Raw genomic sequence first — 24,003 nt, forward strand, 5'->3', positions numbered from 1 at the left:
TTTATGTTCAAAAAACTTCCTTTTAAATCTCTATATGGCGAAATTAATTTATCTCTGTGAGTTCAAAGCATTGACAGTTTTCTTAGAAAATGATATTATTACTCCTAATAAAAACGAAAGGAGCTGTACAACCAATGATCAACTGTTATTCTACTCAACTTTGGCAAAGATACAGGTGTATGTATGGCTTCTAACTGAAGAAAACCATAGATACAAATTTTAGTGTACTTTCTAAAACCTGTATCTATGCTCAAATTGGATGATTAAAGCATAGAAGTTTCTATGCTTTTTTTGTGTTATAGAAAGTACTCTGCCTTCTCATTAAAAACTAGAAAGAGGAACTTTTATGAATCAAAAAAACAAATCATCAAATACTATTACACTTACTCCAATCTTCATTATACTTGGTCAAATTTTGAATATTATCACTCCCAGTATCGCTGGAATTATTCGCCCGGACTTTTCCTTGGCCTTTTTATTCCTCTGTATAATGATTAAACCTACACTCAAACAAGTTTTCTTGGCAAGCGGTCTTGTTATCCTTACTTCCATGATTCTTGGTGGTAATCCGATTTTCCAGCTGCCAGCTGCTTTTGACCGTACCCTGTCAGCCTTGGCATGCTTACTCTTATATAGGTTAGTCCTAAGAATTTCTCCCAAATTATTTTTAGCTAAAATAGGGGTAATCTATTTCCTCGCCACATTGATAAGTGGTTGCGTGTATGTTTTTGCTGTATATCTTTTGGGAACTTTACTTCACATTTCGGAGCTTATGGTTGTCTTTAAAATGGGCCTTCCTGTTCTTTTAATTACGATTTTTTCTACGGCATTTGTCAATTATTTCCTGGGAATTTTGCTCTACAAACTTGTTTCAACACTTTCCAAAGGAAAATATCTTTTCGCCGTTTCTTAATGAGATATGAAAAAGACTTCTCTCTATAAAAACATAAACAATTTAATTGGTATAGACTTTATGCTATGTTAAAATATCTGAGGCGAATCGCCAATTCAAACAAGGAGGTCTATACTTTTGAATTTTTTACGTGATAATAAAAGAGAATTCATTATATTAACTATATATATTTTATTTGTCCCCTTCCCACTTGGAATGATCCCCTTACTCTTTCTATCTGAGTTAGCTCAGACAAATTGGGTAGAATCTGATTTTTTAAACTTCGCAGTTGGTATAACAGTCTCTGCACTGACAGCACTTATTCTCTTCCGAAAAGAATTAAGAGAAAGTTTTGGCTATTTTAAGGAGCATTCCTTATGGAAAATTTTAAGCCTCCCCTTATGGATGGCAGCGATACTTTTGGTGGAATCTCTGGCTCAAGGTATTTATGGAAAGGGATTAAACCCTGAAAATCAAGCTGCTCTCTCTGAAATGAGTAAGCAAATCCCTTTATTCTTCACCATCCTTATTCTTGGTGTTTTAGGACCCATCATTGAAGAGATTATCTTTCGCCATATCTTCCTTAATAGACTCTCAAATTATACAGGAACACTAATTGCAGTCCTTGTTTCTACTGGTTTATTCACCGTTATGCATATGCAGCAACCTATGGATTTTGTCCTCTATGCACCTGGAGCAATGCTTTTAGCTTTAGCTTATTTAAGCTCTCATCGTTCCTTAATTTTTGTTATTTGTCTTCATATGTTGAATAATATTTTAGGCTTATTAAGTTAAGGTATTTATTATATATAACCAAATAGTTGCAAACGCAACTATTTTATTTTATAATCAATACATCCTCTTCCATGAAAGGAGAAATACTATTCAAAATAATATTTTAAGAGATATTGGTACTATAGCACGCGCCTTAGATTCTATCAGTAATATTGAATTCAAGGAGCTGAAACTTGCAAAAGGACAATACCTCTACCTCAGTCGTATTTTTGAAAATCCTGGAATTAATCAACAACAAATTTCTGAACTTTTATGTGTCGATAAGAGTACAGCAAGTCGTGCTATCAATCAATTGGTAGAAAAAAAACTTATAAAAAAAGTTGAAGATACTGGAAACAAAAAAAATAAACTATTATATGTTACTTCTCATGGCAAAGAAGTTTACCCTATCTTAAACAGAGAGCTTCACTATTCTACTCAAGTTGCCTTATCCGGTCTTAATGCACAGGAGATTACTCAAGTAGAGAATTTACTCGGAAAAATCAGTCAAAATATCGTGGATAACTGGATCGATGTTAAAAAAGGAAAGAAACGAATCTACTAAAAGGAGTTGGTGTGAATATTAGAATTTCCCGCGTTACTATGCAGGATCTACAGGTCTTACAAGACTTAAGTATAGAAACCTTCGCTGAAACTTTTGGAGAACAAAATCCACCAGAAGATTTAGAGCTTTATTTAGAAAAGGCTTTTAATCCTCAACAATTAACCAAAGAATTCAATGACTCTAACAATAGTTTCTATTTTATTTTCCAAGATGGTTGTCTCGCAGGTTATATCAAGTGGAAAAATGCAACTCTTCCAGAACACTCTACTTTAGCTGAGGCTCTTGAAGTGGAAAGACTATATGTTAGAAAGTCTCACCAGCACTTAGGCTTAGGAAAACATTTATTAGATTTTGCTTTCGAAGAAGCACAGCGCACACACAAGGAATATATCTGGCTCAGTGTCTGGGAGCACAATCCTAATGCTTATAGTTTTTATAAAAATCAAGGCTATGTGGAATGTGGGTCACGTCATTTTCATTTAGGGACTTTAACGCAAACAGATTTAATCATGAAAAAAGAAATAAGGAGAACTACTATGCAAACTGTTACTGTGGATAAAAACTTTTGGGAACTTTTTCCAGAAGCTCAACTCTATACCTTAGTTGTAAACAATATTGACAATCATGTTCATGATTTAGGCCCCTACCAAGAGCTTCTAAAGGAGGCATTTAAAGAGTCTGAAAAATTTTTAGTTGAAGATGATTTTAAAGAAAACTTTGTCATCTCCGAATGGCGTGATATTTTTACACAGTTTAAGAAGAAAAAAGGTGCACGCTCTTCTATTGAAGCTCTTTTAAAAAGAGTGGCTCAGGGCAAAGAGTTAGAACCAATCAACCCACTTGTGGATATCTATAATAGTATTTCTCTTCGTTATGGTGTACCTTGTGGCGGTGAGGACTTAGATAAAATCAACGGCGATTTACATTTAGGCTTAGCCAAGGGGGGTGAAGATTTTTATCCTCTGGGGGCGCAAAAGAGTGAGCCAGCTCTTGCGCAAGAAATTATATATTATGACCTTGATGGTGCGATCTGTCGCTCTTTGAATTGGCGTGAAGCCCAACGTACCATGTTGACAGAAGAAACTACAAACGCCATCTTGGTGATTGAAGCAGTAACCCCTTCTCAACAAGAACGTGCACTAGAGGCTATCCAAGAGTTACAGGCTAAAATTAAGGATATTCTTGGTGTTGAGGGAGAAATTCAAATTATCAACAATAAGTAAGAAAGAAAGAAAGATAAATAATAATAAAAAAGTGCTAGATAATCTAGCATCTTTTTGTTATTTAAATTCTGTGATTTTTTCAGCCGCTAATCTTACAGATTCATATCCTGCTTCTTTGTCTTTGCCGACAGATAAAATCATTACTGGCACGTAACGGTTTTCGTCCAAACCAAAAGCTTCTGCCAATTGGTCTGCCTCGAATCCGCCGATAGGATTTGTTTCGTAACCATGAGCGCGTGCGATGAGCATAAATTGCATTGCAGCTAAGCTTGAATCAATTTTGACAACATCATTCATTTCTTCTTTACTAAAGCTTTGGTAGTAAGGAATAATCGCTTCTAACTGTTGATCACGTACTTCTGCTGGCATCTTGCCTTCTTCTACAGCTTGGTTATAAATTTCTTCCCCTAATTCATAACAGAGAAGATCCCCAAAAATAAGAACCATAGCCGAAGAAGTTTCATTTTGACGGGTATTAAAACGAATTAAAGGTTTTAATTTTTCTTTTTCTTCATCACTTTCAACAACAACAAAACGCCAAGGTTGCATATTTACAGATGATGGTGCTGTTGTTGCTTCTTGGATCATTTCAAGCATTTCTTCATGTGAAATTTTATAAGTTTCATCATAAACACGCACGGATTTTCTTCCAAATGTGATTTCTGAAAAATCATTATTTACAATACGAGTTGACATTTTATTCTCCTTTATGTCCCAATAACTTTGTGAGCAGCTCAAGAAGTACGTCTTCTTCTTGAGCTGTGAGTGCTAGCTCTAAACTTTTCTCAGAAGAGTTATTATAGTTTCTTTCACAACGTTCCAAAGCCTCTTTTGAGCTATCCGTGATTTTAACAAAAACTTCGCGATTGTTTTGTTTATTTCTCTCACGGGTAACATAACCTTTTGCTTCGAGCAATTTTAGATGCCTTGTAATAGCTGCACTGTCTATTTTTAACTCATTCTGTAATTGCCCTTGAGAACATTGACCGTTTTCCTTCAAAAACATCATAAGCTCATAACGGGTTATACTAAAGCCAGTTTCTTTTTCAAACTTCGTTGTCATCTCTTGATTCGCTAGTTTTAGCTTGTAAAAGAGCTGACTCATTTGTCTAAGGTTCATTTGTCCCCCTTTTTAAATTGACCGGTCAATCATTGACTAGTCAATGATACTACATTCCTATTTTTTTGTAAACTATTTTGATTGCTGCTGTGTCAAAATAAGTAGCTTTGATTTTTTCTCTCTTACTTGTGGTAAACTTAAACCATGTATAATTCGCTGACCTATATAACGACCCTTTTGAATGATTTAGGCTTATCTCCAAGTATACCTACAAAAGATACTTATAATTCTGAATACGAAGGTTTTTGTTTTCAAGCAGATGGACTATCTTTTCGAAGTCGTCGCGCTAAAAAAACTCCTAAAAAACAAGGATATTTTGTAGCATTTTGGGAAAAGGACACCAACAACAAAAATATCCCCTTTAGTTTTGAAGCTTTTCCCGATAAACTTGTCATTTCAGTCATTGATGGACCCTTGAGTGGCCAGTTTATCATTCCCAAGAGCGTTCTTCGAGAAAAAAAGATTTTAAAACACAAGGGAATTACTGGAAAAATGGCTTTGCGTTTTTACCCATCCTGGGAAAATTCACTCAACAAAACCGCGCAGGCTGCCCAAAAATGGCAATGCGATTATTTCATTGATACTACTAATATTATCCAAAAAGAAAAATTAGCCCAATTGTATTTTTCTTCTACATCCATAAACAATAAAAAACCGTAGTTTTGAGCTTACGGTTTTTTATTGTTTATTGCTGCGCTAACTTTTTACTAAAAAGCATTGCAGTTAAATCGATTCGATTTTGACCAAAATCAAGTTGAATATCTCGAGCTCCGGCCATATGAAAACCCTTGTATTCATAGAATTGATAAGTACAGCCCGTATCTGTGAAGAGGAATATTTCTTTTCCAGCTTCCCGCGCCGTGAGTTCATTGATTAAAGCGGTACCTACACCTTTGATTTTTTTCTCGGGATCAGCAGCCAAATACAAAATTTCGCCCTCAGGTGATGCTTCACTTTTATACGACCGTAATAATTCTTTATTCGTAGCTTCATAAGTGTCTAAGCCTTTGTTTTTAGAAAAGGACCGCAAAAAGTTAAAAGTCTTCATGTAAGCTTTTTGGCCAAACGTTTGTTTCAGTTTAGGTTCTCCATATATCTCTGCGAGCAATAAGCCCACCATTTCACCATCAACATAGGCAGCAATAGCTTGCGTAGCTTTTGACAGCTCAAAATATAGAAAATTTTTGGCATACATATTGATGATGGTTTTATTATTACTGTACCTATCAAAGCTCATCCCTTTAACAGCAAACTGGATTGCTTTTTGATAATCCTTTGGATCAAATGCTCTTATTTCAATTTTCATCTTTTTTATCCTCCATAACTCTCTGTGCTTTTTCGAGCAAGCTTTCGGTAAAAGTTTTCGTTTGCTCCAAAAATACTTGTGTGTTCTTCAAGCCGAATTCTTCTATAACTTGTGTTTCAAAGATATCTGTTTGCTCTTGAATCTCCTCAAAAACTTTTCTTCCATTTGGAGTGAAAACGATAAATTTTTCCTTTTCATTTTTTCCTTTAGTGAGTTGAAGAATATCTTGTTTTTGCAATTTCAAAAGTAAGCTATGTACTGTTGATTTCGGCAAAAATAAGATTTCACTTATTTCTTTTTGGGTGACAGTATCACTTTCATCGATAATATAGAGCATCATTAGTCCATTAAAAGTCAGATTATATTCATGCGCCACAAGCGCGTAAGTCATATCAAGTTTGCCAAGCGCTGTGCTAAATTGTGTCATTATTTCTCGATATTTCATTTAACCGCTCCTTTTTAGTGCGAAGTCGTACCATTTCATTATAGTACGATTCCGCACTAAAGTCAAGGCTTTTCTAAAATAAAAAGGCAGATTAAAACCTGCCTTTTTATTTTCATCTATTCAGATCATTCAGCTGCCGTATCAAGAATGATTTTACCCAAACTTCCTTTGTTTTCCATGATATAATCTTGCGCTGTCGCAGCTTGCTCGAGTGGGAATACTTTATCAACGACAGTTTTAACACCCTCACTTAAACCTTGCAGTAACAAGTGTGTGTTTTCCTCCACTTCTTCTGGTGTGATATTTGCCAACATTAGACCTGTGATATGTGCCCCTTTCATCATCAAGACACGAGGATTAATGGTTACTTCCCCTCGATTACCAATAATAACAATTCGCCCGTTGTTGCCACTAGCATCTAAGTCTTTCTGTAAATTAACATTTGCAAGCATTTCGATAATCACATCAAGACCATGATCCTTTGTCAAGTCCGGTATTCTCTCGATATATCCTTCAGCATGATGGTTAAAGACATAGTCTGCACCAAGCTTTTTCAATATCTCAAGGCCCTTTTCAGAACCTGCTGTTGCAATAACCTTGGCACCATACAGCTTGGCAAATTGAAGGACAAGTGTCCCCACTCCTCCAGTTGCACCATGTATAAGTATATATTCTCCAGACTTAAGGCCCGCTTTTTGCTTAAGGGCATAAAGGGCGGTTAAGCCGCTCGATCCTAGTGCTGCACCTTGACTATAAGTCATAATTTCTGGGAGTAAGGTCGCTTCTGTGGCCTTGCATGTTATTGCTTGCGCATATGTTCCAAACTGAGCATCACTCTCTACAGTCACAAAGACACGATCACCTACCTTAAAGTTTTTCACTTGTGCACCTACAGCTTTGACAATCCCAGATCCATCTTTGGGATATAAGGGAGCGAAGGCAGTTGCGCGTATGTTCCTTGGCGCACATAGGTTTCAACTGGGTTGACCGCTGCAGCTTTGAGGCTGACATAAATCTCATCATCTTTCATAACTGGGTCTTTAAGCTCTTTATACTTAAGAACGTTACTGTTACCAAATTCAGATACTTCTATTGCCTTCATATTTTTCTCCTTATGAATTACAGGTTTCTATAGCACTCATTATATAGCAAGATTTACTATTTGTATAGTAGGTACTCCGAGGTGCCTTAGATACTTTGTAGTAACTCTTCAACAAGTGACATGACAAAAAAACAACTGGAAAAATCCAGTTGTTCTGGTTAATTGTATCTATACTAATAGCTTATGTCTTCTTCACCTTCATCTTCTAGTTTTGGACGTTCTTTGATGCTCAAATTATATACATCTGATAATATTAATGGCACCCGCTCAAGTGACACTTCCGAAAATTGTAAGCCAAACCAGCGATCTGGTGTTGCTGTATAGCGCTTGATTCGGGCTTTTGCTTTCAAGACGAATCGATCAAAAGCTGGAAGTTTTTGTGCATTTGTCACCCGTTCCTCGATAACTACAAATCTGAAGTCACCAACATCCCTACCAGGCATTGTGGTGTATTTTTGCTCTTGTTTAGGCAATCGTCCTGATTTTATTAAATCTTTAACAATCGTCCGAAGATAACGGGGCACTTCTTGTTTCATCCGAAACCCTAGATACAAATGAACTTTAACGATATAATCTGTTCCCATCATATCAACTTCATATTCGGAAGTCCATGGTTCATCAGTAACTTTCACATTAACAAACCAGTAAACTTCCGCCTTTTTAGGACGTTTATCAAGTATTGAATATAGGATAGAACGGTCAATAAAATCACCTTCCATTTTATTACTCAAATAAACGAGATTGGTTTGATAGAGATCCATCTCCTTGTCTTCTTTGAGTTCTTTCAATTGTCCTTTGAAATCATTGAGATCCAGTGACTTAATATGTTTGTTCACACTTTTACTTGATTGGAACCAAACAAACATCACAAATATAATCATGGCCGCCATAATCACTACAACATAGCCTCCATGAACAAACTTGGCTGCTGAGGCAATAAAGAAAATCAATTCAATACTAGCAAAGAATGCAGCTATCAGGTAAGCCAAAGGTTTCTTTAAGCCTCGGTAAACGAGATAATATGCCAGAAGTACTGTTGTCATAAGCATAGTGACAGTAATGGCTAGACCATAAGCTGCCTCCATGTGTTCCGCGCTTCTAAAATAAAGTACAATCGCACTTGTCGAAAGCCATAAAATCAAGTTGACTGCTGGAATATAAAGCTGACCTAAAGTTTTCCCTGGATAGTAAATCCGCATCATCGGTAAAAGCTTCAAGCGGATGGCTTCTGAAACTAAGGTAAATGATCCCGAAATCAGAGATTGTGAAGCGATAATAGAAGCTAAAGTCGCTAAAACAACGGCATAGATCATCATGTCTGTAGGGATTACGGCGAAGAAGGGGTTGATACCTCCCAAATCGCCACCTTTATGCGCCAAAAGCCAAGCCCCTTGTCCACAGTAAGATAAAACAATTGCAAGTTTTACAAAAGGCCAGCTGACATAGATATTGCCTCTGCCCACATGTCCAAGGTCAGAATAAAGGGCTTCTGCTCCGGTAGTCGCCAAGAATACCGAACCTAAAATAAAGAGCCCTGCCTTATTTTCTGGACTTAACAAGAGATGGACAGCATAGTAAGGATTGATTGCTTTAAAAATTTCAAGATTCGCAAAGGAATTTAAAAGACCTGTGATAGCTAAAAAGCTAAACCAGATAAGCATTATCGGTCCAAAAAGTTTTCCGACTAGGCCGGTTCCAAAACGTTGAATAAGGAAGAGTATAGCCAGAATGATAAGCGTTGTAACAATAACCCATGACTGGTTGGCGTAGATTTCTCCTAAACCAGGAACTCCTTTTAGGCCCTCGACAGCAGAGGTAACTGTAACTGCTGGAGTCAAAGCCCCATCTGCAAGTAAGGTGGCCCCTCCTATCATTGCTGGGATAATCAGCCATTTAGCCATCCGTCGAACTAAGGTGAAGAGGGAGAATATCCCACCTTCTTGATGATTATCGGCCTTGAGGGCAATCAGCACATACTTAACGGTTGTAATCAAGGTCAGTGTCCAGATAACTAAGGAAACCGCACCAAGGATAAAGTCCGTTGAAATATTTTGCAAGCCTCCTTGTCCAGTAACAATAGACTGCATGGTATACAAAGGGCTTGTCCCAATGTCACCATAAACTACTCCAAGCGCGATTATAAAGCCCGCTGAAGTAGCTTTGTTAAACGATTTTTCATTCGCATAACTCATACAAAAACCTCTTTCATTTTTATAAAAGGTAGAAGTACATACTTCTCCAGAAACTTTACGAGAGGATAAAATAATATTGTCTCAGTTTCTTAGAATCATTATATCAGTTTCCCTCAAAAACGCGAGGAAAAAACTTTTATATATCTGATTTTTTTATAATACAAATAGTGAGGATAATTTCTCGCAATAAAATACTCTGACCTTATAAGAAGTCAGAGTATTTTATTATGATTTTCATGGTGTTCAGTGTTTAAAATGCTGATCGATAGCATCAAGTATTTTTTCACTGGCATGTCCATCACCATAAGGGTTTTTAGAGTGTCTCATTTCATTATAGGCTTCTTCGTTATCAAGAAGTTCCCGTATGGCTTGATAAACATCGGTTTCATCTGTACCGACTAATTTTAAGGCGCCTGCTTCTACGCCTTCTGGTCTTTCTGTTGTATCACGTAACACAAGGACAGGCACACCAAAAGAAGGTGCTTCTTCTTGCACACCACCTGAGTCCGTCAGGATAAGATAGCTTTCATTTTCCATACGATAAAAATCAACCACATTTAATGGTTCAATCAGTCGCACATTCGGCAAGTCGCCAAGAATGCGATAAGCAATTTCTCTCACTTTTGGATTTTTATGAAGTGGATAAACTACCTCAAAGTCGACATATTCTTCGGAAATCGTTTTGATGGCACGGAAAACATTTTCCATTGGTTCACCCAGATTCTCACGGCGGTGCATCGTCACCAGAATCTGGCGACGATCCTTTTGAAGATGTGCTGGTACAGTATATCGTAAAGCATCGATAGCAGTATTACCTGTCACATAGATATTCTCATCCGGATGATTTTCTTTTAATAAATTTTGTCTGCTTTCTTCAGTTGGTGCAAAGTAAATATCGGAGAGCACATCTGTGACTTGACGGTTCATTTCTTCTGGGAAAGGTGAATATTTGTCCCAAGTTCTCAATCCTGCTTCTACGTGTCCCAAAGTTACTTTATGATAGAAAGCAGCAATAGAGGCTGCAAAAGTTGTCGAGGTGTCTCCATGAACAAGCATGATATCTGGTGCTTCTTCTACCAGCACTTGATCAATGGCGTCAATAACACGTGTGGTAATTTGACTAAGGCTTTGATTTTTTCCCATGATATCTAAATCGTAATCAGGTTGAATGTGAAAAATATCGAGAACTTGATCCAGCATTTCTCTGTGTTGCGCTGTGACCACCGTTACAGCTTCAAAACGTTCATCTTTCTCGATAGCTTTGACTAAGGGTGCCATTTTAATTGCTTCTGGTCGTGTACCAAAAACGAGCATTATTTTTTTCATGTCTACCCCATTTCTACTCTTCTTCACATATAGAAGACTTGATTTTTCCCGTTTGCTTTTGCGACATATAAGTTTTTATCAACTTTATCAATAATGTCCTTCAGACTTTTTTCATCTCTTATTTCTGAAACACCTACAGATATAGAAACATTTAATAAGGTATCATTATAGATAAAATCTTTTTCCGAGATATTTTTTTGGATATCATCCATTATTGCTTTGACCTTATCCCCAGACTGGTTTCTAAAGAGCACAAAGAACTCATCACCACCATATCGAAACAGTTGACCATTATTATGCTCTTGAAGTAAAGTATCTTTAATGCCATAACTTATCTCCCGCAGCACATAATCTCCTGCCAAATGTCCATAGGAATCATTGATACATTTAAATGAATCCACGTCAAACAAAGCAATCGAAAAAAGTGGAACATTCTTACTGTCTAAAATTTCCTTCAAGACTTCTTCAAACTTTTTACGATTATAAGTATCGGTTAAAGCATCTATATAAGCATCTTTCTTTAAATCCGAGTACATCAAGGCAATAATACTGATTAAATGTATCGCGATCTTCGCGATAACTAGCACAGCTAATACCTTTCCTAAAATACCAAGCACATAGCTCATTGGAATGTCAAATTGCGAAAAAGCTACTAATATTGCTGCAAGGGTAATAAATATACTAAGGAAAAAGTAGGAAATGTAATATTTCGAAATCAATTCCTTATAATTACATAGCACATAAATCACAAGCCAAAATATAGTCAATCCGGAAAGCACTAAGAGAGAGGATTGGATATCAAAACCGTAAACATGCAAATAAAGTCCATAATATATAATAAACTGTGGCAACACCTCGTATTCAATATTTTTGGTAGGGGGTGCAACTAAATAAACGACCGAAATCGCAATAAAGACTAAAGAAATATCACTAATAATATAACCATAGGGCGAACCCTGGTCAATGTCGTTAAACAGAAATTTAAGTAAAATTATAAATAAAGCAAAATTGCTCGAATATAAGATATAAGCAGTGACTTTATTTCGATCCAACTGATAATACTGAATCATATACTTAGCAATAAACATCATACCTAGAACGGTAGGCATTAAAAAAATTTTATCAATAAAGTTACTGCCTAATATGTCATCAATATGAATCATCTTTTTTCTCCTTTATTAGAAGCTATGCGGTCTATCATAGTAATAAGTTTGTTGGAGCCATTCTTTTGGAAAACTTGCGAGAAGCTCTTCCACCTCAACTCCTTCAATTACAATCTCCTTCTTAAGAAATTTAATCGTATCAACAATTGAAAATATAAAATCCTTTAACTTAGTAGGTGATAAATAACTGTTAAAATCTAAGGCTGAAATCTTTACACGATCAATATAATCATCTAGGATGAATAGCGTTTTATAATGATTTATCCCCGATAAAAAATCGTCTAGAGCAATCGCATATCCCAAATTCTTAAGCGTTTGGATGGCTTCAATCGGCAAGAAGTCTTCTTCATTTTGACAGTTTACGGGCAACCGCTCTGTGAGTTCTAATCTTAACCTGTTCCTATATTTAAATGTCCTCAAAAATTCTACCGTTTCTTCAAAATAAAGTTCTTGATAATCCAGATTCAGGGAATAAATATAATCATCCTTACTGAGCTGTTCTTCCAAGAGGACTTCCAGCCTTTGAAGGTATAAATTATGGAGCTGATGGTCAGAAACAATCTCATCAAACATCTCCGACGGGAAATAACAAACATCAGCATGTTTATATCTCAATAACAGTTCGTATTCTTCTTTGTCATTTTGAGTAAAATCACAAATTTTTTGTCTATAAAAAATTAATTCGTCAAATTTCAAGCCTACTTTTCTCCTCAAATATACTGAAAAGCTCTTTCCTTCTGTTCAGGGGTAAAAAGTTTTCTCAGTCAATCACTGCTTGAGGTGGGCCATAGAGATAACCCTGCCTCAAATTGATGTCTAATAAATCAACAAGTTTTTCATCTTCATCCGTTTCAACACCGGACACAACTAACTCAAGTTGATATTTATTGGCCAGTTTCTTCCAAAACTTAATGGTTAAATCAATCCATTTTTCTTTATCATTAAAATGTCGCATATCTAACTTCAATACATCAATTAAAGGAAGCAAGCGATGAATGTTGCGGGCAAAATAGAATTCGGCTCCAAGATTATTGATAGAAAAATTGATACCATAGGCTTTGCACTTTGTAATTCTACGACTGACACGTCTTAGACTCTTCTTCTTTTTCACAATCTCATTATGAGATATTTCAATAATAAGGTCAAATGGTTGGAGTGACTCAGCAATCGTTTTGATATTCTTTTTAAACTTGCGACTCAGAAATTGTTCAAGCGTAAGTTTAATGACAACTTTAAAATGTTCGGGATTCGCAACTTTGATGCTTTCTTTTACATTATCTTTGAGTATGAAAAAAGGTAAGTCATCGATATTTTGTGGAAGGACCCATTCTTGCTTATCATTTTGTTCACGAAGCACGCACTCCACTCCTTTTATACTATGCGCATGATCATATATTTTATTATAAAAATAAACAAAATTATTCTCTTGTAAGATATATTTTTTCAAGTTGCATCCTTTCTTTTTACAATTTTTTATGAAAAATTAAGCTTGACGTTTCGTTTTATCCCATGTATTTTGCGATCTGAAATATCTGAGTGTCGCTTGCGGATAGATTTGACTGAGAACAATCAAAAACTTGGTCAAATAGTAAGCATCGCTTAAAACATGGCCCCATCTGAATTTTTCCTGAGAGTTTTTATTATACAGGACTGCCCAGACAACATTGATAAGGAAAATGTAGAGTACCATCAAGGCAAAGATTATAACAAAGCTTTTCACTGCATCGTTTAAACCAAAAAGCAGCAATGTGCCAAATAAAACAACGCCTGTGTAAATAACGACTACATATTCTATAGCCATCAACCAAGGTTTTATCAGGGTAAAACACAGCTCTAATTTTTGTTTGAACTCTAAATTTTCTGATTTGATAATAGGGAATATGTACTTAAAGGTTTGGATATTGCCTTGTGCCCACCGCACGCGCTGTTTAACTAAGGACATCGTATCATCATAGATTCCTGTTTGTTTGATTTTAATATCATCATATTGGACATTACGTACATTATATATATCAGATAAAAAGAGACGTAAAGAAAGGTCAAAATCCTCTACTAGCGATGTTGTCCATGGTGCTTCATGCAAAGAATACAGAGTGCTAAGTTTACAAAACTGTCCGTTTCCACCAAAGGCTACGGTATTTGTTTTACTACGCAAAGATTGAGTCGCATTAATAATCTCACCAAATTCCAAATCTTGTGATGTGTCTCTGTTACGGTTGATTACTTGTACTTTTGATTGTAAACCAGTCAATTCAAAATCCGAGTTAAAGACCAAATTTACCTTGTCAAAGTAATCTGTTGCCACACTTGAGTCTGCATCAATAATAGTGATAAGTGTTTCCTCAAAAATATAACCTTTATCAATATAGGAATCCGTTATTTTTTTATAAGCCCAATTGAGTGCTTCACCTTTTCCTTGCTGCGCTTGAGGCTGAAATCTTTGGAGAAGATGGAATCTCTTATTACCTTGGAATTCTTGAACTTCTTGCACCGTATTATCAATGCTGGCATCATCAATCACATAAATATCAAGATTTTCATAATTGGTATTTAACAAGCTTTTCACAGTGTTTTTGATGACTAACTCTTCGTTCATACAAGGAATTAATACAATGATCCGATAATTCGTTTCAATCTCAACATGACTGAGATCACTCGTATAGCTTTTTGTACTGTAAGCATACCAGAGCAAGATTGTTTCTATCGTATAATAAATAAAAGTGAGAATTGAGAAAAATACTGCAAAAAATGTCAATTTACTAATCATGATTTCAAAAATCTCTTTCAAATAGCTCATGCCCCAGAATTTATTTTCGAAAAGAAAAACAAGTGGCAAGATAGAAACCAAGTAAAGCAGTATCTTATTGTATGGCTTAAAGTAATTGGAAAGACCAGTATAGATGCTTTCGATAATCAATGAGATTGCCATAACGATTTGGACAAGCAATAAAAAGCGGGCTACTAGCTGTGCATTGACGTCAGCCTGTAGTACATAGAAAAGAATACCTCCAAAAATGCCGAGAAGCACTACCGTAAGGCCCCAAGCAAAATTTCCAATACTTTTTTCTTAATTTATTAAATAAAATTACGCCTGAAAGACCAAGCAATAAAAGTTGAACAGCCAAGGTCAGTATAACTAAAAAGATACGAACATTGCTGTATATTTCAGTTGGAATTTGATTTACCGTAAAAAAAACCAAAGATGAGTGCAAGGATAAGATAAAATCCTGAAAGTCCAAAGGTCCATCTTTTCAAAGTAGCCAACTCCATTGTCCACTTCTTTTCTAGGAAAATTCTTATGAGACCTGTATATGCAATCACCGCTAAAACATTGAAGAGCGGTGTTGGACTTAAACCGTGCCCAATCACAACGCCCGTTTCAAGGACAAAAATTAGAAAGAGCATTAAAAACAAAAGTGCTGTTTTCCACGTACTCTTTCTACCACTTTGTGTCGAAATGATATAAACCATGATCAGGATTGGAGCTACGAGCAATAGAACTGAACTTAAATTTTCATAAAGTGTGCGTTGACTTAATGACAAGAGCACATCAAAGGTTAAAGTTAAGCCCAATAAGCCATAAATCACCCTCGATACATTTAATTCAATCTTTTTCACTACTACACTCCCTACTATTTACTTCTGGAGCTATACTATAAAAGTGGACAGAAAATTGTGTGTTATAATCTGTCTATTAAGACACAAAAATGAAAGGACTTTTATGTCAGGTTTTAAACGTTACGACGAGGAATTTAAGCAATCTCTCGTTAATCTCTACCAAACAGGTAAAACTCAATCCGAACTCTGTAAAGACTATGGTGTCTCCCCTTCTGCACTTGCAAAATGGATCAAGCAGTACTCTCAAGTTCGTCTTGAAGATAATACGGTCTTGACTGCTAAACAGATTCAAGAATTACAAAAAAGGAATGCCCAACTCGAAGAAGAAAATCTTATCTTAAAAAAAGCAAGTGCCATATTCATGCAAAACTCCAAGTGAGATTAAAAGCAGTCTATAGACTCCGATTTGAACACACGACAGTTATGCTCTGTCGTGTTTTACATGTCAATCGTTCCACCTACTATAACTTCATAAACAAGAAGCCCTCAAAACGTGAAATAGAAAATCAACGCTTGAGAAAATTACTCCTTGAGATTTATATGAAAGCCAAGAAAAGAATTGGAACGAGAGCTTTTAAAATCATTCTCCTGCGTGATTATGGCGTTAATATTTCTGAGGGGCGTATCTTAAGACTTCTCAAGTCTATGACACTCCCTAAAATGTCAACGATTAAACCTAGAGTTAAATCAAAACACTCTCCTGCATTTTCTTCTGATAATCTCCTTAAACAAGAATTTAATCCTAAGTCCCCGAATCAAGTATGGACAACTGATTTCACTTATATTTCTATAGGACATAGACGGCATGTTTATCTCTGCGCCATCCTTGACCTCTACTCTAGAAAATGTATTGCTTGGAAAGTAAGTGACAGGATTGATGCTAAACTTGCCTGTGACACATTAGGGATGGCTATAAATAAGAGGAAGCCTAAGGAACCAATCATTTTTCATTCGGATCAAGGTAGCCAATTTAAATCAGCTTCCTTTAGAAAAATATTAGATGAGCATCAATTGCTTGCTTCTTACTCCAAACCTGGATATCCTTATGATAATGCTGTCACTGAGGCCTTTTTCAAGTACCTCAAACAACGGGAAATAAACAGAAGAACTTATCACTCCATTCAAGAAGTTCAACTCTCTTGCTTTGAATACATCGAACAGTTTTATAACAACTATAATCCTCATTCCGCAAACAATGGTTTAACTCCAAATCAGAAAGAAGAAAACTATTTTAAGAAAATATAGCTCATTTTGTGTCTAAATATTTGACATTAGTCCATTGTTTTTCTTATTTACAAGACGAGAAAAGAATACCGGAATTATCAAATACCACTTTCCCTAAATATCTTAACTTTTCTTAACGGTGCAATTGGTAATTTTCTTTTTCTATTCGGTTCTCTCTATGTCATCAATATCTTTGGTAAAGGTTCAGAAAATCTTTTATTGTACCTGCCTTATGCTTTAGGAATGGTCATCGCATTAGCAACTTATAAGAAAATCACTCAATTGGTCCCACACATGGATAATTTCATTTTACTGGGATTAGTGCTTGGGTTATTGATGACGTTAGTACCTTCTGCTCTGAGTTTTAGTTTTTTCTTATTAAGCTATGGTCATTTTCTCCTAAATAAATGGCTCAATAACCAGTATTTCATGGCACTTCATATTCCCGAAGACCACCGTATTCTTCTAAAAAACACAACTCAAAAAAAAGGTTCCTTGATTCATCAATTCTTTCTCATTATTTTCCTCTTGTTTCTTACTGAGAAGCAAAATAATTCAAAAACATTTTTCCTACAATTAATTAATCCACAATCATCACATCTAAGTGCTGCGCATATTTTTTACGGGTTAGCTCTTCTTTCGATTGGCGGTTTTCTTATTCTCATCGTCTCTTACTTCTATTTAAAACGTCGTAAAATATAAACCGTAAAAAATGAGGGAGTTATCCCTCATTTTTTATTTATCCTCCCTCAAGGATTGTCTACCTTAAAGAGGTTGCCGTCTTCAATACGATATACGCTGTCACTATTTTTGATCATCCGCGAATCATGGGTGACCATAATAGTGGCTTTATTTTTTTCATGTGCTTCTTTTCTTAAAATATCCACAACCTGATAAGCCCTTTCTGTATCTAAGCTGGCTGTCGGTTCGTCAGCTAAAATCAAGCTTGGATCATTATAGAGTGCACGTGTGATTGCAACACGTTGACGTTCCCCACCAGAGAGTTCCCCAGGATATTTATCTTGTAGCTCTAAAATATCTAAAGAGTCGAGCATTTCATCTATTTTACCTCGATTAATGTTCTTTTTATTTATCTTATCCACAAGTTTCAACTGTTCTTTGACAGTCAAATAAGGTATGAGATTCGAAGCTTGTAAGATAAAACCCACTTCTTTAAATCTTACTTTTGAACGTTCTTTTTCTGAGAGTTTATTAAAATCAATCGTATTGATTTTTGTTGTCCCTGTTGTTGAAGACTGAAGCCCTCCAGCAATTGTTAGAAAAGTACTTTTACCAGAGCCTGAAGGACCAATGATTGAGATAAACTCCCCAGCTTGTACCCGTAGATCAATGCCTTTCAAGGCTTGAACTTCTGTTCGCCCCTTACCAAAGCTCTTTGTGACTTTATCCATATGTAGAATATCTTTCATTATTAACCTCCAATCGCTTGAGTAGGATCAATTTTTCTAATCGTATACAGTGAAAATACAGAACCCAGTATTGATACGACAATCAATATGAGCCCATAAATTGTCCATATAGAAAAATCAATTGCAAACGGCATAGCTTGCGGTAGCACGAAGCTTGTGAAATAGCTCCCACCAAAAGCTGCAACTACACCGACCAATGCTAGCCAGAAACTTTGCCATAAGATCGACTTCATGATAAGGAAGTTTGAAATCCCTTGCGCCTTCATAATACCAAAGATTGGAACTTTTTGAAGCGTAATAACATACATAAAGACAGCAATAATGAGCAGCACAATCAAGAACAAGAAATAAATCATTGCGCTCAGTGTTGTTTTCTGTGCAGAATAACCTGGGATATTGTTGATAAGTTCAGAAGTTGTGATGACTTTCAATTTATCTGAACTTGAACCTTTCAAGGTTACTTGACCCGATTTTACAATGACACCATTAACAGAATCATCTGCGGCTGTTGCGTTCATGTTTTTAATTGCGGAAAGCGTAGCAAATGAACTGTAGACGACAGGTGTTGCTGAGTAGTAGGTCGCTTTGGCGATACCAACGATTTTTAACTCTGTATCGTTATTCCCTACCTTTATCTTGTCGCCCACTTTATAGCCCTTGTCAGCAAGATTTTCTGGGATGACGATTTCTTTCTTGTCTTCTGAAAAATCAATGCCATCCTTGACTTGTGGTAGAATATCGGAACCTATTGGGAGCGCCATAACCGTAATATTCTCTCTTTTATTCTCTCCCTGATTAATAGAAGTTGAAAAAACTGAAACGGGAGACAACTCTTTTCCATCAATATTATCTAACTCTGCTTTTGAAATCTGCGAAGCAGACAGAATGTTATTCGAACTGTCTGACAGAACAATCTTTTCTGCATTCCAATCCACTACAGCTTGTTTAAACTGGTTGGCAAGACCAGTTGATAGGCCTGACAATATGAAAACAACATAAGAAACCAAAAATATGATCGTTGCAATCAAAGTGTACCTTGTCTTGTAATAAAATATTTCTTTAAGTGATAAAAACATAATACAACTCCTTGAAGAACTCTTCGTTCTCTTCTTTATTGATGATTTTGACTGCCTGAGAGGCCATTCATAATCACTGCGACTTCACTGTCATAGTGCGCAACAAATTCTTGATCACTCCACTCTTCTGCAAATAGTCTGTAAACAAGATCGTGCACAACTGCTTTAAACACAGAAATCATTGGCGAAACAGGCTCTTTACTTACAAATGTTTGAGGATTATACTTTTTCCAAGCTAATGTCAATTCGTGATTCCAATCTAAAAAGCGATATTTGTAGATGGCGTAATTTTCATTATGTACGAGTTCCTTTAGTAGCAAATGCTTGTATTCATCTAAGGCTTTTTCAAGCGGATATTTTTTAATCGCATCTAAGAAAAGCTGGTGAAGCTCACTTGTCTCTTGAGACAGAACATAGATATAACAATCTGTTAAATCTTCAAAATATTGGTAAAAACTCCCCCGAGGGATTTCTAAACTCTGCACAATATTTCTCACCGTGGCTTGATGGAAGGGTTTATCCGCAAACTCGGTTTTACAAGCCGCATAGATGCGTTGTTTTTTTTCTTCTGGAAGTTTTAGATATGTAGCTTTAGGCATTTTTTCCTCCCTTGACTTTATAAATGACACAGTGTCACTTTAGGATAAATTTTAGCAGTTTAATCTCACAGAGTCAAATATAGTGCATTAGGTTTTCTATAAAAACTGTCATACATCAGAAAATCCTATAAATCAGGTGCTTAAAAAATTTACGAGTTGAATACCTTGCAAAAGGAAACAATAACCAGTAGAATAAAAGTATAAACAACAAGGAGGTATTTTTTATGGTCGACAGAGGTACAACAGACAAACTCAAAGGTAACGCTAAAGAAGTTGTTGGTGATGTTACAGGTGACAACAAGAAAAAAGCTGAAGGCGTCCTTGATAAAACAATCGGTAAGGTGAAGGAAGTTGCTGCAGACATTAAAGATGCATCAGAAGATGCAGTTGATAATGTCAAAGAAAAACTTGATCACCACAAAAAATAAAATAAAAAAAGCACTATCTACATAGTGCTTTTTTTATTTTATTCAAGCTCTAAACTCGGGAAGGACAAAGTTACTTTAAACAAATCTCCATCTGTTTCTAAAAGGAAACGTCCCTCATGTGCTTCCACAATCGACTGAGCTATAGCTAGCCCCAAGCCTGAACCTGTTGTATTCCTCGATAAATCGCCTCTTTTGAACCGCTGCGACAATTCTTGACTATTTTCTCCGAGTTCTTCACGCGAAATATTTTTAAAGACCAATTCAATTGTGCCATTTTCACTTTTATGTCCTGAAATATAAACCCTAGTGTTTTTGGACTAATGTCAAATATTTAGACACAAAATGAGCTATATTTTCTTAAAATAGTTTTCTTCTTTCTGATTTGGAGTTAAACCATTGTTTGCGGAATGAGGATTATAGTTGTTATAAAACTGTTCGATGTATTCAAAGCAAGAGAGTTGAACTTCTTGAATGGAGTGATAAGTTCTTCTGTTTATTTCCCGTTGTTTGAGGTACTTGAAAAAGGCCTCAGTGACAGCATTATCATAAGGATATCCAGGTTTGGAGTAAGAAGCAAGCAATTGATGCTCATCTAATATTTTTCTAAAGGAAGCTGATTTAAATTGGCTACCTTGATCCGAATGAAAAATGATTGGTTCCTTAGGCTTCCTCTTATTTATAGCCATCCCTAATGTGTCACAGGCAAGTTTAGCATCAATCCTGTCACTTACTTTCCAAGCAATACATTTTCTAGAGTAGAGGTCAAGGATGGCGCAGAGATAAACATGCCGTCTATGTCCTATAGAAATATAAGTGAAATCAGTTGTCCATACTTGATTCGGGGACTTAGGATTAAATTCTTGTTTAAGGAGATTATCAGAAGAAAATGCAGGAGAGTGTTTTGATTTAACTCTAGGTTTAATCGTTGACATTTTAGGGAGTGTCATAGACTTGAGAAGTCTTAAGATACGCCCCTCAGAAATATTAACGCCATAATCACGCAGGAGAATGATTTTAAAAGCTCTCGTTCCAATTCTTTTCTTGGCTTTCATATAAATCTCAAGGAGTAATTTTCTCAAGCGTTGATTTTCTATTTCACGTTTTGAGGGCTTCTTGTTTATGAAGTTATAGTAGGTGGAACGATTGACATGTAAAACACGACAGAGCATAACTGTCGTGTGTTCAAATCGGAGTCTATAGACTGCTTTTAATCTCACTTGGAGTTTTGCATGAATATGGCACTTGCTTTTTTTAAGATAAGATTTTCTTCTTCGAGTTGGGCATTCCTTTTTTGTAATTCTTGAATCTGTTTAGCAGTCAAGACCGTATTATCTTCAAGACGAACTTGAGAGTACTGCTTGATCCATTTTGCAAGTGCAGAAGGGGAGACACCATAGTCTTTACAGAGTTCGGATTGAGTTTTACCTGTTTGGTAGAGATTAACGAGAGATTGCTTAAATTCCTCGTCGTAACGTTTAAAACCTGACATAAAAGTCCTTTCATTTTTGTGTCTTAATAGACAGATTATAACACACAATTTTCTGTCCACTTTTATAGTATAGCTCCATAGCGTATAAGCCCCAGCTACTACGACACCTGCTAGAAGTACATTTCCTGATATACCGGTTGATAATAAATGTTTTTTTATATATTGACTACTTTTTAAATAATTTTTCCATTTTTCACAATATATCCTCCTATTTTAACAATATTTATTCAACAACCATTTTTTTATTCAACTCCTCCTCTATATCTAGTTTCCCTGAAATAAGTGAAAACGATCTATTTTATTAGTAAAATCACAAACATTAAAATGTTGTGACTTTTCCCAAAATTACATTATATGAATAATTATAAATTATAAAATTATTAAATCAAAAAAATGAGCTTGGAAAGTGTACTATTTTTTTATCCTTATGTTACCCCTATTTAAAAAGATGCTCATTTGTAAAAAAAATGATAAAATAAAAGCATATTAAACAATCCTAAGGAGGATTACTATGCCATTTGTACATGTTGAATTAGTTGAAGGACGTAGTGCTGAAGCCAAAAAAGCTTTAGCAAAAGAGATCACAGAGTCTGTGATGAAACATACTGGAGCACCTCGTGAAGCTATTTATGTCATCTATGATGAGATGGCAAAAGATAATTTTTATCCCCACGGTGAACCTAAACAATAAAGAAAAAAGCTTAGAGAGTTTTCTCTAAGCTTTTTTCTTTTTCTAGATTTTATTTCTTATGCATCATAATATCTAATATGACAGGATCAGAATTCTGCATTCCGCTAGAAACATAAAGTCCTAAATCACGGATACAGTCATCTACCTCTCCTGAAACAATCCCATTTGTTGCTGGAATAACCACACCTGACTGAGCCAGCTGTACTGCACGATACATTGAGGATACAGAGCTCACTACTTTTAGTGCACAAGAAAAACCTGCACCATCACAAATCATTCCTACTGCGTCACCAATCATGTTCTTAATTGCCATCTCAGCCTTTTCTTCATCCTCTGATTCGAGATAAATTAAACCGGCTGCTGCTCCCATTGCTGCCGAATCTGTAGCACAATAAGCAGAAAGTAAAGGTAAAAATGCATGAATATAAAGAGCTGTAAGATGTGAAAGAGTTAATGCCCTAATAAGTTTTTCTTCACTTACACTCCTATTTTGCGCAAAGACACAAACAGGAACTGTAGCTGTAATTCCTTGATTTCCTGAGCCAGAATTTGTCATTGCTGCATGCTGGCAGCCTCCCATACGTGCATCTGAAGCTGCAGCTGTACAAATAACAATTTGCTCTTCAAGACTAATATCTGAAAGGCTTCTGTGGTTAAGTAACGCTTTTCCAATCCCCATCCCATAATCATTGCTTAAACCTTCTGAAGCCAAAGTCATGTTTAATTCTTGTGCTTTTATTAAAGGTAAAATATCTTCCAGATTTTGACTAATTGCAAAATCCCAGATTTCCGCAAAACTGCACTTTTTTAAAAATTCAACACTACTTGCTTCTTCATTAGATTGAAGTTTTTCTTTTTTGAAAATCACTTCTTTATTTTTTTGTATCCAATAAATGGAAGTGTGCCCCCCTGCAATTTTAACTGTAACTGTTTCACACCCTGAAGCTATGCTAACTTCAACGTACAATTTATCTGCTACAGAAGCAACTTCAGATTTCACTTGGTTTGACCGAGCAAGGCTAATAATTTCTGGAACTATATCTGGCGAGAGTTCAGAAATTACCTTCAAGCCAGCTTCAGCATTTCCTGCTAGGGCACCTGCAGCTGCAGCTACTTCTACTCCAGCTTCTTTCGTTCCAGGAACAATTACAGCCAAGGCATTTTTCATTACATTAGCGGACACCCGTATATTTATTCGATCGATATGGGGATCTTCTAAATATGTGCGGCATACTGCAGCAGCATAGGCCACAGCCACAGGCTCTGTACAACCTGTAGCGGGCTTAACACCTTCTTCTAAAACTTGTAAAAAACTATTTCTAATTTCTTCTGTCAGCATA

The 24,003-nt window shown here is 35.9% G+C and carries 24 protein-coding genes and 4 pseudogenes; 10 read left to right on the plus strand and 18 right to left on the minus strand.

What is annotated here, in order from left to right:
• The first annotated feature begins 346 nt into the window (after nt 1-346).
• From J0J36_RS07700 to J0J36_RS10590, 5 genes and pseudogenes are all read left to right on the plus strand, one after another.
• Nucleotides 347-913: a tryptophan transporter gene (locus J0J36_RS07700; protein ID WP_003134253.1), complete on the plus strand. Its 567-nt coding sequence runs from the start codon at nt 347-349 to the stop codon at nt 911-913.
• Nucleotides 914-1,030: 117 nt separating this feature from the next.
• A complete protein-coding gene (locus J0J36_RS07705; protein WP_153925318.1) occupies nt 1,031-1,687 on the plus strand; it encodes a CPBP family intramembrane glutamic endopeptidase in 657 nt (218 codons plus the stop codon).
• Nucleotides 1,688-1,775: 88 nt separating this feature from the next.
• Nucleotides 1,776-2,231, plus strand: a complete 456-nt coding sequence (locus J0J36_RS07710; RefSeq protein WP_034999696.1) for a MarR family winged helix-turn-helix transcriptional regulator — start codon at nt 1,776-1,778, stop codon at nt 2,229-2,231.
• A 38-nt stretch (nt 2,232-2,269) separates the two neighbouring features.
• A pseudogene (locus J0J36_RS10585) lies at nt 2,270-2,689 on the plus strand (GNAT family N-acetyltransferase); the annotation flags it as partial.
• 78 nt (nt 2,690-2,767) lie between these two features.
• Nucleotides 2,768-3,454, plus strand: a complete 687-nt coding sequence (locus J0J36_RS10590) for a B3/4 domain-containing protein (protein ID WP_046401215.1) — start codon at nt 2,768-2,770, stop codon at nt 3,452-3,454.
• Between the two features lie 57 nt (nt 3,455-3,511).
• Here J0J36_RS10590 and J0J36_RS07720 read toward each other — a convergent pair whose 3' ends face one another.
• Together J0J36_RS07720 and J0J36_RS07725 are read right to left on the minus strand one after the other, a co-directional pair.
• Complete coding sequence (locus tag J0J36_RS07720) at nt 3,512-4,150, minus strand: nitroreductase family protein (RefSeq protein ID WP_017370985.1); 639 nt, start codon at nt 4,148-4,150, stop codon at nt 3,512-3,514.
• A 1-nt stretch (nt 4,151) separates the two neighbouring features.
• Nucleotides 4,152-4,574, minus strand: a complete 423-nt coding sequence (locus J0J36_RS07725) for a MarR family winged helix-turn-helix transcriptional regulator (protein ID WP_017370986.1) — start codon at nt 4,572-4,574, stop codon at nt 4,152-4,154.
• A gap of 144 nt (nt 4,575-4,718) precedes the next feature.
• Between J0J36_RS07725 and J0J36_RS07730 the strand changes: the two genes are divergently transcribed.
• On the plus strand, nt 4,719-5,234 hold the full coding sequence (locus J0J36_RS07730; RefSeq protein WP_003134251.1) for a MepB family protein: 516 nt from the start codon (nt 4,719-4,721) through the stop codon (nt 5,232-5,234).
• A 25-nt stretch (nt 5,235-5,259) separates the two neighbouring features.
• Here the strand turns inward: J0J36_RS07730 and J0J36_RS07735 are convergent, their stop codons facing one another.
• The 10 genes and pseudogenes from J0J36_RS07735 to J0J36_RS07775 all read right to left on the minus strand — a co-directional run bounded on the left by J0J36_RS07735 (nt 5,260) and on the right by J0J36_RS07775 (nt 15,726).
• Nucleotides 5,260-5,880: a hypothetical protein gene (locus tag J0J36_RS07735; protein ID WP_003134250.1), complete on the minus strand. Its 621-nt coding sequence runs from the start codon at nt 5,878-5,880 to the stop codon at nt 5,260-5,262.
• A complete protein-coding gene (locus J0J36_RS07740) occupies nt 5,870-6,325 on the minus strand; it encodes a MarR family winged helix-turn-helix transcriptional regulator (RefSeq protein WP_153925321.1) in 456 nt (151 codons plus the stop codon). Before J0J36_RS07740 ends, J0J36_RS07735 begins: the two co-directional genes overlap by 11 nt.
• 125 nt (nt 6,326-6,450) lie before the next feature.
• Complete coding sequence (locus J0J36_RS07745; protein ID WP_242520606.1) at nt 6,451-7,206, minus strand: NADPH:quinone reductase; 756 nt, start codon at nt 7,204-7,206, stop codon at nt 6,451-6,453.
• Nucleotides 7,207-7,214: 8 nt separating this feature from the next.
• Nucleotides 7,215-7,427, minus strand: coding sequence for a hypothetical protein (locus tag J0J36_RS10595; RefSeq protein WP_225666599.1), 213 nt, complete (start codon nt 7,425-7,427; stop codon nt 7,215-7,217).
• 173 nt (nt 7,428-7,600) lie between these two features.
• Nucleotides 7,601-9,619, minus strand: a complete 2,019-nt coding sequence (locus tag J0J36_RS07750; protein ID WP_003134248.1) for a KUP/HAK/KT family potassium transporter — start codon at nt 9,617-9,619, stop codon at nt 7,601-7,603.
• A gap of 243 nt (nt 9,620-9,862) precedes the next feature.
• Nucleotides 9,863-10,945, minus strand: a complete 1,083-nt coding sequence (gene wecB / locus J0J36_RS07755) for a non-hydrolyzing UDP-N-acetylglucosamine 2-epimerase (RefSeq protein ID WP_153925324.1) — start codon at nt 10,943-10,945, stop codon at nt 9,863-9,865.
• A gap of 23 nt (nt 10,946-10,968) precedes the next feature.
• On the minus strand, nt 10,969-12,108 hold the full coding sequence (locus J0J36_RS07760; protein ID WP_086583051.1) for a GGDEF domain-containing protein: 1,140 nt from the start codon (nt 12,106-12,108) through the stop codon (nt 10,969-10,971).
• A 15-nt stretch (nt 12,109-12,123) separates the two neighbouring features.
• Nucleotides 12,124-12,804 (minus strand): EAL domain-containing protein, encoded by a 681-nt coding sequence (locus J0J36_RS07765; protein WP_017370988.1) that lies wholly within the window; start codon nt 12,802-12,804, stop codon nt 12,124-12,126.
• Between the two features lie 64 nt (nt 12,805-12,868).
• On the minus strand, nt 12,869-13,555 hold the full coding sequence (locus J0J36_RS07770; RefSeq protein WP_029346261.1) for an EAL domain-containing protein: 687 nt from the start codon (nt 13,553-13,555) through the stop codon (nt 12,869-12,871).
• 36 nt (nt 13,556-13,591) lie between these two features.
• Nucleotides 13,592-15,726: pseudogene (locus J0J36_RS07775) on the minus strand (glycosyltransferase family 2 protein).
• Between the two features lie 103 nt (nt 15,727-15,829).
• On the opposite strand from J0J36_RS07775, the pseudogene J0J36_RS07780 reads away from it, so the two are divergent.
• Nucleotides 15,830-16,987 (plus strand): annotated as a pseudogene (locus J0J36_RS07780) (IS3 family transposase).
• Nucleotides 16,988-17,193: 206 nt separating this feature from the next.
• A complete protein-coding gene (locus tag J0J36_RS07785) occupies nt 17,194-17,652 on the plus strand; it encodes a hypothetical protein (RefSeq protein ID WP_242520608.1) in 459 nt (152 codons plus the stop codon).
• Nucleotides 17,653-17,699: 47 nt separating this feature from the next.
• On the opposite strand, the gene J0J36_RS07790 is transcribed toward J0J36_RS07785, so the two are convergent.
• Genes J0J36_RS07790 through J0J36_RS07800 form a run of 3 tightly spaced genes read right to left on the minus strand, consistent with a single transcriptional unit; the run spans nt 17,700 to nt 20,055 of the window.
• Nucleotides 17,700-18,380 carry an ABC transporter ATP-binding protein gene (locus tag J0J36_RS07790; protein ID WP_003134240.1) on the minus strand — a complete coding sequence of 227 codons (681 nt, stop codon included), beginning with the start codon at nt 18,378-18,380 and terminating at the stop codon, nt 17,700-17,702.
• A 2-nt stretch (nt 18,381-18,382) separates the two neighbouring features.
• On the minus strand, nt 18,383-19,456 hold the full coding sequence (locus J0J36_RS07795) for an ABC transporter permease (RefSeq protein ID WP_003134239.1): 1,074 nt from the start codon (nt 19,454-19,456) through the stop codon (nt 18,383-18,385).
• 35 nt (nt 19,457-19,491) lie between these two features.
• Nucleotides 19,492-20,055 (minus strand): TetR/AcrR family transcriptional regulator, encoded by a 564-nt coding sequence (locus J0J36_RS07800; RefSeq protein WP_003134238.1) that lies wholly within the window; start codon nt 20,053-20,055, stop codon nt 19,492-19,494.
• A gap of 224 nt (nt 20,056-20,279) precedes the next feature.
• On the opposite strand from J0J36_RS07800, the gene J0J36_RS07805 reads away from it, so the two are divergent.
• Nucleotides 20,280-20,483 (plus strand): CsbD family protein, encoded by a 204-nt coding sequence (locus J0J36_RS07805; protein WP_003134237.1) that lies wholly within the window; start codon nt 20,280-20,282, stop codon nt 20,481-20,483.
• Between the two features lie 38 nt (nt 20,484-20,521).
• On the opposite strand, the gene J0J36_RS07810 is transcribed toward J0J36_RS07805, so the two are convergent.
• Both J0J36_RS07810 and J0J36_RS07815 read right to left on the minus strand, forming a co-directional pair.
• Nucleotides 20,522-20,779, minus strand: coding sequence for an ATP-binding protein (locus J0J36_RS07810; protein WP_324249118.1), 258 nt, complete (start codon nt 20,777-20,779; stop codon nt 20,522-20,524).
• Between the two features lie 35 nt (nt 20,780-20,814).
• Nucleotides 20,815-21,972, minus strand: a pseudogene (locus J0J36_RS07815) (IS3 family transposase).
• Nucleotides 21,973-22,483: 511 nt separating this feature from the next.
• Here J0J36_RS07815 and J0J36_RS07820 point away from each other — a divergent pair.
• On the plus strand, nt 22,484-22,663 hold the full coding sequence (locus tag J0J36_RS07820; RefSeq protein ID WP_014025285.1) for a 2-hydroxymuconate tautomerase: 180 nt from the start codon (nt 22,484-22,486) through the stop codon (nt 22,661-22,663).
• Nucleotides 22,664-22,712: 49 nt separating this feature from the next.
• Here J0J36_RS07820 and J0J36_RS07825 read toward each other — a convergent pair whose 3' ends face one another.
• Complete coding sequence (locus J0J36_RS07825) at nt 22,713-24,002, minus strand: serine dehydratase subunit alpha family protein (protein WP_019291616.1); 1,290 nt, start codon at nt 24,000-24,002, stop codon at nt 22,713-22,715.
• Nucleotide 24,003 lies beyond the last annotated feature (1 nt).

This window comes from Lactococcus sp. LG1074 (assembly GCF_017309525.1).
Lineage (GTDB): Bacteria > Bacillota > Bacilli > Lactobacillales > Streptococcaceae > Lactococcus > Lactococcus petauri.

Coding starts and splice junctions, on each gene's coding strand:
- J0J36_RS07700 (WP_003134253.1), top strand. CDS start 347: ATGAATCAAAAAAACAAATCATCAAATACTATTACACTTACTCCAATC.
- J0J36_RS10590 (WP_046401215.1), top strand. CDS start 2,768: ATGCAAACTGTTACTGTGGATAAAAACTTTTGGGAACTTTTTCCAGAA.
- J0J36_RS07720 (WP_017370985.1), bottom strand. CDS start 4,150: ATGTCAACTCGTATTGTAAATAATGATTTTTCAGAAATCACATTTGGA.
- J0J36_RS07725 (WP_017370986.1), bottom strand. CDS start 4,574: ATGAACCTTAGACAAATGAGTCAGCTCTTTTACAAGCTAAAACTAGCG.
- J0J36_RS07730 (WP_003134251.1), top strand. CDS start 4,719: ATGTATAATTCGCTGACCTATATAACGACCCTTTTGAATGATTTAGGC.
- J0J36_RS07735 (WP_003134250.1), bottom strand. CDS start 5,880: ATGAAAATTGAAATAAGAGCATTTGATCCAAAGGATTATCAAAAAGCA.
- J0J36_RS07740 (WP_153925321.1), bottom strand. CDS start 6,325: ATGAAATATCGAGAAATAATGACACAATTTAGCACAGCGCTTGGCAAA.
- J0J36_RS10595 (WP_225666599.1), bottom strand. CDS start 7,427: ATGAAGGCAATAGAAGTATCTGAATTTGGTAACAGTAACGTTCTTAAG.
- J0J36_RS07750 (WP_003134248.1), bottom strand. CDS start 9,619: ATGAGTTATGCGAATGAAAAATCGTTTAACAAAGCTACTTCAGCGGGC.
- wecB (WP_153925324.1), bottom strand. CDS start 10,945: ATGAAAAAAATAATGCTCGTTTTTGGTACACGACCAGAAGCAATTAAA.
- J0J36_RS07760 (WP_086583051.1), bottom strand. CDS start 12,108: ATGATTCATATTGATGACATATTAGGCAGTAACTTTATTGATAAAATT.
- J0J36_RS07785 (WP_242520608.1), top strand. CDS start 17,194: ATGGTCATCGCATTAGCAACTTATAAGAAAATCACTCAATTGGTCCCA.
- J0J36_RS07790 (WP_003134240.1), bottom strand. CDS start 18,380: ATGAAAGATATTCTACATATGGATAAAGTCACAAAGAGCTTTGGTAAG.
- J0J36_RS07795 (WP_003134239.1), bottom strand. CDS start 19,456: ATGTTTTTATCACTTAAAGAAATATTTTATTACAAGACAAGGTACACT.
- J0J36_RS07800 (WP_003134238.1), bottom strand. CDS start 20,055: ATGCCTAAAGCTACATATCTAAAACTTCCAGAAGAAAAAAAACAACGC.
- J0J36_RS07805 (WP_003134237.1), top strand. CDS start 20,280: ATGGTCGACAGAGGTACAACAGACAAACTCAAAGGTAACGCTAAAGAA.
- J0J36_RS07820 (WP_014025285.1), top strand. CDS start 22,484: ATGCCATTTGTACATGTTGAATTAGTTGAAGGACGTAGTGCTGAAGCC.
- J0J36_RS07825 (WP_019291616.1), bottom strand. CDS start 24,002: ATGCTGACAGAAGAAATTAGAAATAGTTTTTTACAAGTTTTAGAAGAA.